The organism is Acidocella sp. C78, from assembly GCF_907164655.1.
Genome location: NZ_CAJQZK010000113.1, coordinates 34,780 through 44,642 on the forward strand (window position 1 = coordinate 34,780; position 9,863 = coordinate 44,642).

Sequence of the window (9,863 nt, forward strand, 5' to 3'; positions counted from 1 at the left end):
TGCTCTATGGTATTGATAAATAGAGCATATTTATCCGATCAGATGACTCCATCTGATCGGATGATGCTCTAGCGGGCGCGCAGCTCCGCGCCCGACCGGAGACCTTTGACGAGCGCCTGGCCCGGCGGCCCCGCATCGCGGGACCGTCAGCGGTCCGGCGCGGCAACAGGAACGGAGACAGAGCCATGAAGATCGGTGTGATCGGCCTTGGCCGGATGGGCGGCAACATTGCCCGCCGTCTGATGCGCGGCGGCCATGACTGCGTGGTGTTCGACACATCCGCGGATGCCGTCGAGACGCTGGCGGCGGCGGGGGCGACGGGGGCGCGCGATCTCGCCGGTCTCGTCAAATCGTTGGAGCCGCCCCGCGCCATCTGGGTGATGTTGCCGGCCGGGCGGATCACCAGCGAGACGATCGACGCGCTGGGCGAGATGCTCGGGCGGGACGACGTCGTCATCGATGGCGGCAACAGCTTCTATCGCGACGACATCGCACATGCCGCGCGGCTGGGGCGCAACGGCATCCACTTCGTCGATGTCGGCACCTCGGGCGGCGTGTGGGGGCTGGAGCGCGGCTATTGCATGATGATCGGCGGCGAGGACGAGATCGTCCGCCGGCTCGACCCGGTGTTCCGCACGCTCGCGCCCGGGCTTGGCGGGATCGAGCGCACGCCGGCCCGCGCCGCGCGCGATCCGCGGGCCGAGCTTGGCTACATCCATGCCGGGCCGAACGGCGCCGGGCATTTCGTGAAGATGGTGCATAACGGCATCGAATACGGATTGATGCAGGCCTATGCGGAAGGTTTCGCGATCCTGCGCAACCGCGACGCCGAGGCGCTGCCCGAAGCCGAGCGCTATGATCTCGATGTCGCCGACATCGCCGAGGTGTGGCGGCGCGGCAGCGTGATCTCATCCTGGCTGCTCGACCTGACGGCCGCGGCGCTGGCGCGCGACGGGGCGCTTTCGGACTATAGCGGCTATGTCGAGGATTCCGGCGAGGGGCGCTGGACAATCAACGCCGCGATCGAGGAGGCGGTGCCGGCGGATGTGCTGACCGCCGCCCTCTTCGCCCGCTTCCGCTCGCGGCTCGACCATACATTCGGCGAGAAGATCCTCTCGGCCATGCGCCAGGGATTCGGCGGCCATATCGAGCAGGGGCAGCCCGGCGCGCCGCGGGGAGGGAACGAATGAACCCCCTCGCGCAACATCCCTCCCGTCCCGATGCGGGGGCGGCAGGCGTCGTCTCGGCCGCGCCGGCCGGACCGTGCAGCGTCGTGATTTTCGGCGCCGCCGGCGACCTGACCAAGCGGCTGCTGGTGCCGGCCCTTTTCAACCTCGCCAATACCGGGCTGGTGCCCGAACATTTCGGCCTGCTGGGCGCCGATATCGCCGATCTCGATGCTCGCGGCTGGACCGCCTCGCTGCGCGCGATGCTGGAAAGCTTCGTCGGTGATCCCGAGGCCGAAGACCAGATCGGGCGGGTCGACGATGCCGCATGGGAGCGCCTGACGGCCCATGCCGATTACGTTCAGGGCGATTTCACCCGGGACGAATTCTACGAAACCCTGAAATCCCGTCTCGAGGCGATCGAAACATCGCAAGGCACCGGCGGCAACCGGCTGTTCTACCTCGCCGTGGCCGACCGGTTCTTCGCGCCGATCGTCGAGCATCTCGGCAAGGCCGGCCTGCTGGCCGAGGGGGAGTCGGGCGAGGGCCCCTGGCGGCGGATCGTGATCGAAAAACCGTTCGGCCACGACCTCGCCTCGGCGAAGGCGCTGAACCGGCGGCTGCTGGACGTGGTCGCGGAGCGGCAGATCTACCGGATCGATCATTTCCTCGGCAAGGAAACGGTGCAGAACATCATGGCGCTGCGGTTCGGCAACGGGCTCTTCGACCCGCTCTGGAACCGCGACCGCATCGATCACGTCCAGATCACCGTCGCCGAGACGGTCGGCGTCGAGGGACGGGCGAAATTCTACGAGCAGGCCGGAGCACTTCGCGACATGGTGCCCAACCATGTGTTCCAGCTCGTCGCCATGGTCGCGATGGAACCGCCGGTCGGCGTGCGGGCCGAGGCGATCCGCGACAAGAAGCTGGAACTCTTCTCCGCCATCCGCACGGTGCGCCCGGAGGACGCCGTGCGCGGGCAGTATGACACCGGCGAGGTTTCCGGACGACGGGCGCGCGCCTATCGCGAGGAGCCCGGCGTCGCGGCGGATTCGAACACCGAAACCTATGTCGCGCTGCGGCTGGCCATCGACAACTGGCGCTGGGCCGGCGTGCCGTTCTATCTCCGCACCGGCAAGCATCTTTCCGAACGGATGACGGAAATCGCCATCCGCTTCCGCAAGCAGCCGCTGGCGCCGTTCAAGGGCGCGTCGATCGACGATCTGCCGCCCAACTGGCTGGTGCTGCGCATCCAGCCCGATGAGGGCATCGCCATCGAGTTCGAGGTGAAGCGGCCCGGCCAGACCATGCAACTGGCTCCGGCGCAGATGCAGTTCCGCTATCGCGACCGGTTCGATCCGGAGCCGAATGTCGGCTACGAAACCCTGCTGTATGACTGCATGACCGGCGACCAGACGCTGTTTCAGCGGGCCGACATGGTCGAGGAAACCTGGCGCGTGGTCGGCGAGGTGCTCGATGACTGGAGCGGCAGGCCGGCGGCGGGTTTCCGAATTACCGCAGTTTCAGCGCCGGGCCGGAGGAGGCGGAAAGATTGCTGTCCGACGATGATCCGACGCGGCGGTGGCGCCCGGTCGCGCTCGATCCGGCGGAGGACGGGTCGTGAGCCGGGCGATCGATCTCGTGATCGCCGATGTCGATGGCACGCTGGTCACCGACGACAAGCGGCTGACGCCGGCAACCACGCAGGTCGTGGCCGCGTTGCGGGAGGCTGGCATCCGCTTCGCGATCACCAGCGGGCGGCCGCCGCGCGGCATGCGGATGCTGAGCAAACCGCTCGGCATCGACACGCCGCTGGCCGGCTTCAACGGCGGCGTGATGATGGCGCCCGATTTCAGCCAGGTCGTTGCCGCGCACGATCTCGATGACGGGGTGATCGGCCGGGCGGTCGGGCTGCTCGACGATCACGGGCTCGATGCCTGGGTCTATACGCATGACCGCTGGCTGGTGCGCGACGGCGCCGCGCCGCATGTCGCGCGCGAGCGGCGAACGGTGGCGTTCGCCCCCGAGATCGTCGGGCGGTTCGACCTTGCCGCCCTGCATGGCGTGGTTAAGATCGTCGGCGTGACCGACGACGAAGCGCGGATGACATCCTGCCGCGATGCCGCGCGCAAGGCGTTTGGCGAGGGCGTGACGGCAGATTGCTCGCAGCCCTATTATCTCGATATCACCAGCACGCGGGCGAACAAGGGCGCGGTCGTCGATGCGCTGGCCGAGCATCTGGGCATTCCGCACGCGCGGATCGCGACCATCGGCGACATGCCCAACGATGTTGCGATGTTCGCCCGCAGCGGCTGCGCGATCGCGATGGGCAATGCGGAGCACGATGTGAGGCGCAAGGCCCATCACGTGACTGTATCGAATGACGAGGACGGCTTTGCCGAAGCGATGAAGCGCTTCGTGCTGGAGGGGAGACGCGGATGAAACCCGTGCGTGGCGAACTTGTTGTGGTGCCGGATGCAGAGGCCTTCGCGGAGCAGGGGGCGCGGCTTTTCGCGGAAGCCGCCGCGGCGGCGGCGAGCGCTTCCTCGCCTGCCTTGCCGGCGGATCGACCCCGCGGGCACTGTATGAGCGGCTGGCCGGGGCGCCCTGGCGCGACACGATCGACTGGGCGCGCGTCGATCTCGTGCTCGGCGACGAGCGGTTCGTCGCGCCGGAGGACGAGAAGAGCAATGTCCGGATGATCCGCGAGGCGTTGATCGCGCATCTGCCTGTAGCGCCCCGCCTGCACCCGGTGCCGTTCGCGGGCCTGACCGTCGATCAGGCCGCCGCCGCCTATCAGCGGGACCTCATCGCCCTTCACGGCGCGGCGCGCCTCGATCCGGCGAGGCCGGTCTTCGATCTGTGCCTGCTCGGCATGGGCGATGACGGCCACACCGCCTCCCTGCTGCCCGGGCAGGAGGAGTTGCTCGGGGAACGCCAGCGCTGGGTTGTGCCGGTGACGACGGGGCGGCCGGAACCGCGCGTCACCCTCACCTACCCGATCCTGGAGAGCGCGCGGCTGGTGGTGTTTCTTGTCTCCGGCGCCGGCAAGCGCGAGATGCTTGACCGCGTTCTTGGCGGCACGGATCGCGATGTTCCGGCGTCCCGCCTGAACCCGGGGGGCGGCTGGTCTGGCTCGCCGATCGTGCGGCCGCCGGGCGCTGGGCAGGCTGAGGCGACGCATGGGCATTGATCCTGAAATCGGCAAGCGCGCGGCGGCGCGTGAAGCGGCTGGCCTTGTCGCCTCCGGCATGCGGGTGGGGCTCGGCACCGGGACGACGGCCGCGCAGTTCATCGACCAGCTTGCCGCGCGCGTCCGCGCCGAGGCGCTCGATATCGAATGCGTCGCGACGTCGGAGCGGACGGCCGCGCAGGCGGCGGCGCTCGGCCTGCGCCTCGCCCCGCTCGATGGCGTGCTCGATCTGGCGGTGGATGGCGCCGACGAAATCGAGTTCGGCACGCTGCGGCTGATCAAGGGCGCCGGTGGCGCGCTGCTGCGCGAGAAACTGGTGGCGCAATCGGCGCGGCGCTTCATCGTCATCGCCGACCGGAGCAAGCTGGTCTCGCGGCTCGGCGGGCGCGCGCGTCTGCCGGTCGAGATCGTCCGGCACGGGGCGGAGCGCACCTGCGCGCGGCTCGCCGAGCTGGGTCTTGCCCCGGTGCTGCGCGCGGCACCGGGAGGACTCTTCGTCTCCGATGGCGGCCATCACATCGCCGATTGCACCCTGCCGGCCGACATCGCGCCGCAGACGATCGACACCGCATTGCGCACGATCGCCGGCATCGTCGAGACCGGGTTTTTCCTCTCCGGCTGTGCTGCGGCGATCATCGGTGATGAGCACGGCGCCGCCCGCGCCTTCGACGGCGATCCGGTTTCGGCCGCCGGGCTTGCGCCGGTAGCCGCCATGCTGCGCTGCCTCGAACTGCCGAAGCCGGCTGCGCCGCCGCGCCTCGCGGTGATGGGGGTTTCGGCATCCGGCAAATCCACCATTGGCCTTCTTCTGGCCGATGCCCTCGGCGTGCCGTTTTGCGATGGCGACGATCTGCACCCGCCGGCGAACCGCGCCAAGATGCACGCGGGCCAGCCGCTCGACGACGAGGACCGGATGCCCTGGCTACACCGCATCGCCATGCGCCTTGGCGAATGGCGGGCGAACGCCACGGGCGGCGTGATCGTCAGCTCTCTGCTGACGCGCCGTTATCGAGATCTGGTGCGCGCGGGCGCGGGGCCGTTCACGCTCGTCCATCTCGATGGGTCGCGGGCGCTGCTGGCTGCACGGATCGCGGCGCGGCGCGGCCATTTCATGCCGGCCTCGCTGCTCGACAGCCAGCTCGCCACGCTGGAACCGCCGATGGCGGACGAAGATGCGATCGTGGTGCGGATCGATGAGCCACCCGTTTCCATCGTGCGGCGGGTCGTTGCGGAACTCGCGCGGCGACAGGGAGGCTGACATCCGGTTTCGGGATGTCCGCGGCCGCGGCGGCGCGGTGGCGGGCGCACAGGCAACGGGAGCTATCATGAGCCAGAGAATTGAGGATTACGCGATCATCGGCGACCGGCAGACGGCGGCGTTGGTGGGCAAGGACGGATCGATCGATTTCCTCTGCCTGCCACGTTTCGATTCCGATCCGTGTTTCGCGGCTCTGCTCGGCACGCGCGAGAATGGCCGCTGGCGGATCGCCCCTGACGCGCCGGTGCGGCGGGTGGAGCGGCGCTACCGGCCGGAGACGCTGGTGCTGGAAACCGACCTTCACACCGATGACGGCGCCGTCAGGATCACCGACTGCATGGTGCCGCATCCGCACGATACGACGCGGCTGGCCCGCATCGTCACCGGCCTGTCCGGGCGGGTCGATCTGCGCCTCGATCTCGTCTTCCGCTTCGGCTTCGGCGCGGTCGTGCCCTGGGTGCAGCGGCTGCCGGGCCATGAGGGGCTGGTCGCCATCGCCGGGCCGGATATGGTGGCGGTGTGGGGCGATGTGCCGATGACCGGGCGCAACCAGCACACCGAGGCGGCGTTCAGCGTCGCCGCCGGCGAGACGGTCGAATTCGGCCTCGAATGGCTGCCCTCGCACCGACGGGTGCCGCGGCGGTTCAATATCGCGGCGGGGGTGGAACAGGCGGCGGAGAGCTGGCGCGGCTGGGCGCGGCGGGTGCCGGTGGCCGGGCGGTGGGCGGAAATCGTCCGCCGGTCGCTGATCACGCTGCGGGCGCTGACCCATTGGGAAACCGGCGGCATCGTCGCCGCGGCGACGACTTCGCTGCCCGAGCAGCTCGGCGGCGGGCGTAACTGGGATTATCGGTTCTGCTGGCTGCGCGATGCGAGTTTCACGCTCCAGGCGCTGATGAATGCGGGCTATCGCGAGGAGGCGCATGCCTGGTCGCGCTGGCTCGACCGCGCGATCGCCGGCGGCGCGGACGACATCCAGATCATGTACGGCATCGCCGGGGAGCGGCGGCTGGAGGAGCGGACGATCGACTGGCTCGACGGCTACGAGGGCTCTCGCCCGGTGCGCGTCGGCAATGGAGCGGCAGGGCAGCGCCAGCTCGATGTGTTCGGCGAGGTGATGAACGCGCTCTACCAGGCGCATGTCGGCGGCGCGCAGCGCGATGAGAACAGCTGGAGCATCCGCCGCGTGCTGCTCGAAACCCTCGAGCGGATCTGGGCCGAGCCGGACGAGGGGATCTGGGAGGTGCGCGGCGGGCGGCAGCAATTCGTCCATTCCAAGGTGATGGCCTGGGTCGCCTTCGACCGGGCGATCCGCTCGGTCGAGGAATATGGCTATGACGGTCCGGTGGCGCGCTGGCGCGAGGTCCGTCAGCAGATCCACGACGAGGTCTGTGCGAAGGGGTTCGACAGCGGGATGAACAGCTTCGTGCAGGCCTATGGCTCGAAAACCCTCGATGCCAGCCTGTTGCTGATGACGATCGTGGGGTTTCTGCCGCCGGACGACCCGCGGATGCTCGGCACCATCGCCGCGATCGAGCGCACCCTGATGCAGGACGGCTTCGTCCGCCGCTACGATACGCAGACCGGCAAGGATGGTCTGGAGGGCAACGAGGGCGTGTTCCTCGCGTGCAGCTTCTGGCTGGTGGACAATTACGCGATGATGGGCCGGCAGGAAGCGGCCGAGGCCTTGTTCGAGAAACTCGTTGCCCTGCGCAACGATGTCGGGTTGTTCGCCGAGGAATACGACACGGTCAACCGCCGGCAGATCGGCAATTTCCCGCAGGCGTTCACCCATGTCGCGCTGGTCAACGCGGCGCTGCGGCTGAGTGGCGCGGCACAAGTGGCGGGATAAGGCCGCACGGCGGCGGCGCATCGTCATTGACCACGGCCGGCCGCCGGGACAGAATTACCAAATGTTCATCCCCGCGTGCGACGATTGGTCGTCCGGTCCGGGAGACTGCCATGCCACGCCTTGCCAACCGCCTCGCCGCGCTGTCCGCCCTGACCCTCGCAGCGGTGCCGCTCCTCGGCGGCAACGCCCGCGCAGGCGAGGAGCAGCTGCGGCTGACGCCGGGGAACATGCTGGCGCAGACTCATTCGACCGCGCTGCTCTTCACCATCACCGGCACATACCGGCAGCTCTCCGGCACGCTCGTGTTCGACCCTGCGGCGAATACCTGCCGGATCGACGTGACGTTCGCCACCGCCAGCCTCGCCTTGCCGAACGCCCTGGTGCGGGCGCAGGTGATGTCGCGCGGGTTTCTCGATCCCGATCAATATCCGCAGACCCGCTTCATCGGGCGTTGCAAAGCGGGCGGCACCCGGATCGACGGCAGGCTGACGATGCACGGGCAGACCCATCGCTTCAGCATGGCCCTGACGAAGCGTTTCTCCGGCGGCAAGCTGGTCGGATTTCATTCGATCGGCCGGCTCGACCGGGAGCACTGGGGGATCGACGGGCTGGATATGCTGGTCGGCCGCACCATCACCGTGATCGACGACATTTCGCTCGATGGCCGCAGGCCGCACCCGGCTGGCTGATCGGATTCCAGCCGGGCGGCCGGGGCGCGACGGAGCGGCGCGTCAGTGTGCCGCCGGGGTGCGCAGCTCGCGTCGGAGGATCTTGCCGACCGGGGATTTCGGCAGTTCCTCGTGCCGGAACTCGACGATTTTCGGCATCTTGTAGGAGGTGAGGTTGCGCCGGCAGTGTTCGAGCAGCGCGGCCTCGGTCAGCCGGTCCGATTTCGGCACGACGATGATCTTCACCCGCTCGCCGGAGGCATCGTCGGCCACGCCGATGGCGGCGGCCTCCAGCACGTCCGGATGCATCATCACCACCTCCTCGATCTCGGAGGGATAGACGTTGAAGCCCGAGACCAGGATCATTTCCTTCAGCCGGTCGACGAGGCGGATGAAGCCTTGCTCATCCATCACGCCGATATCCCCGGTCGCCAGCCAGCCCGCCGCGTCGATCATCAGCGCGGTTTCCGCCGGGCGCTGCCAGTAGCCGCGCATCACTTGCGGGCCGCGCACGCAGATCTCGCCCTCCTCGCCGATGCCGGCCCAGCTGCCATCGGCACGCCGCAGCCGCACCATGGTCGAGGGCAGTGGCAGGCCGACCGTGCCGTTGAATCCCATCCGTTCGGGATGCTGCATGTCGATCGGGTTCATGCAGACCACGGGCGAGCACTCGGTCAGCCCATACCCCTCGCTCACCGGCAGGCCGGTCGCCGCCTGCCAGCGCGCCGCGACTTCGGACTGGGTCGCCGCGCCGCCGGCGATGACGAGGCGCAGCCGCGAGACATCGAGGCGGCGGAAGCCCTCATGGTTAAGCAGGTTGTTGAACAGGGTGTTGATCCCGACCATCACCTCGAATTTCTCGTGGCGGATGCTGCGCAGCACCCTCCCGGTGTCGCGTGGGTTGGCGATCAGCACGTTGCGGCCGCCGAGCGCCATGAACATGAACAGGTTCACTGTCAGCGAGAACACATGGTAGAGCGGCAACAACGTGAGGATGTTGAGCCGCTCGCCGGCAAGCTCGCCACCGCTCCAGGCAGAGGTCTGAAGAACATTGGCGATGATGTTGCGGTGCGTCAGCATCGCGCCCTTGGCCACCCCGGTCGTCCCGCCGGTATATTGCAGGAAGGCGATGTCCTCCGGCCCGGTCGTGACCTCGGTGAGACCAGCCCTGCGCCCTTGCGCCAGCGCGGCGTTGAACCGCACGCCGCGCAGCCCGTGCCGAGGCACTGTCCTTGCCAGGTAGCGGAGCGAAACATCGAGCACGATCCCGTGGAGTCCGCCGATCAGATCTCCCATGGCGGCGAGGACGACGGTTTCGATCTCGGTGCCCTCGATGCCGCGTTCGGCGGTGGCGGCGAAATTCTCGAAGACCACGAGCAGGCGTGCGCCGCTGTCGCGCAGCTGGTGGTTCAGCTCGCGCGCGGTGTAGAGCGGATTGACGTTGACGACGGTGGCGCCGGCCAGCAGCGTGCCAAACACCGCGACCGGATATTGCAGCGAATTCGGCATCATCAGCGCGACACGGTCGCCTTTTCCAAGCCCGCGTGATTGCAGGAACCCGGCGAAGGCGCCGGCGCGCTCGCGGGTTTGCGCATAAGTCATCGGCGAGCCGGCGCTGACGAAGGCGGGCGTGAACCATAGTCCCGCACCCAGGCCTCCAGCATGTGGTTGAGCGAGGGAATGCCGTCGATCTGCTCGCCGATGTCGTGAGGCACGCCGTCGCGAT

Annotated in this window: 7 protein-coding genes and 1 pseudogene; 7 read left to right on the forward strand and 1 reads right to left on the reverse strand. The window is 68.5% G+C overall.

Annotated elements, in window-relative coordinates:
- Positions 1-185: 185 nt before the first annotated feature.
- From gnd to ACIDOCELLA78_RS93930, 7 genes and pseudogenes are all read left to right on the forward strand, one after another.
- The gene (gene gnd, locus ACIDOCELLA78_RS93900) at positions 186-1,190 is read left to right on the forward strand and encodes a phosphogluconate dehydrogenase (NAD(+)-dependent, decarboxylating) (RefSeq protein ID WP_201729485.1); all 1,005 of its coding nucleotides are present in this window, start codon (positions 186-188) and stop codon (positions 1,188-1,190) included.
- A pseudogene (zwf, locus tag ACIDOCELLA78_RS93905) lies at positions 1,187-2,596 on the forward strand (glucose-6-phosphate dehydrogenase); the annotation flags it as partial. The gene gnd and the pseudogene zwf, both read left to right, overlap by 4 nt.
- A gap of 190 nt (positions 2,597-2,786) precedes the next feature.
- Positions 2,787-3,608, forward strand: coding sequence for a Cof-type HAD-IIB family hydrolase (locus tag ACIDOCELLA78_RS93910; RefSeq protein WP_201729486.1), 822 nt, complete (start codon positions 2,787-2,789; stop codon positions 3,606-3,608).
- A 151-nt stretch (positions 3,609-3,759) separates the two neighbouring features.
- Positions 3,760-4,359, forward strand: coding sequence for a 6-phosphogluconolactonase (gene pgl / locus ACIDOCELLA78_RS93915; RefSeq protein ID WP_249676454.1), 600 nt, complete (start codon positions 3,760-3,762; stop codon positions 4,357-4,359).
- Positions 4,349-5,617, forward strand: coding sequence for a ribose 5-phosphate isomerase A (rpiA, locus tag ACIDOCELLA78_RS93920; RefSeq protein ID WP_201729487.1), 1,269 nt, complete (start codon positions 4,349-4,351; stop codon positions 5,615-5,617). Before pgl ends, rpiA begins: the two co-directional genes overlap by 11 nt.
- 67 nt (positions 5,618-5,684) lie before the next feature.
- The gene (locus ACIDOCELLA78_RS93925) at positions 5,685-7,469 is read left to right on the forward strand and encodes a glycoside hydrolase family 15 protein (protein WP_201729488.1); all 1,785 of its coding nucleotides are present in this window, start codon (positions 5,685-5,687) and stop codon (positions 7,467-7,469) included.
- 110 nt (positions 7,470-7,579) lie between these two features.
- Complete coding sequence (locus ACIDOCELLA78_RS93930; protein ID WP_201729489.1) at positions 7,580-8,158, forward strand: YceI family protein; 579 nt, start codon at positions 7,580-7,582, stop codon at positions 8,156-8,158.
- A gap of 42 nt (positions 8,159-8,200) precedes the next feature.
- On the opposite strand, the gene ACIDOCELLA78_RS93935 is transcribed toward ACIDOCELLA78_RS93930, so the two are convergent.
- Positions 8,201-9,739, reverse strand: a complete 1,539-nt coding sequence (locus tag ACIDOCELLA78_RS93935; RefSeq protein WP_249676452.1) for an AMP-binding protein — start codon at positions 9,737-9,739, stop codon at positions 8,201-8,203.
- Between the last annotated feature and the right edge of the window lie 124 nt (positions 9,740-9,863).

Coding starts and splice junctions, on each gene's coding strand:
- gnd (WP_201729485.1), top strand. CDS start 186: ATGAAGATCGGTGTGATCGGCCTTGGCCGGATGGGCGGCAACATTGCC.
- rpiA (WP_201729487.1), top strand. CDS start 4,349: ATGGGCATTGATCCTGAAATCGGCAAGCGCGCGGCGGCGCGTGAAGCG.
- ACIDOCELLA78_RS93925 (WP_201729488.1), top strand. CDS start 5,685: ATGAGCCAGAGAATTGAGGATTACGCGATCATCGGCGACCGGCAGACG.
- ACIDOCELLA78_RS93930 (WP_201729489.1), top strand. CDS start 7,580: ATGCCACGCCTTGCCAACCGCCTCGCCGCGCTGTCCGCCCTGACCCTC.
- ACIDOCELLA78_RS93935 (WP_249676452.1), bottom strand. CDS start 9,739: ATGACTTATGCGCAAACCCGCGAGCGCGCCGGCGCCTTCGCCGGGTTC.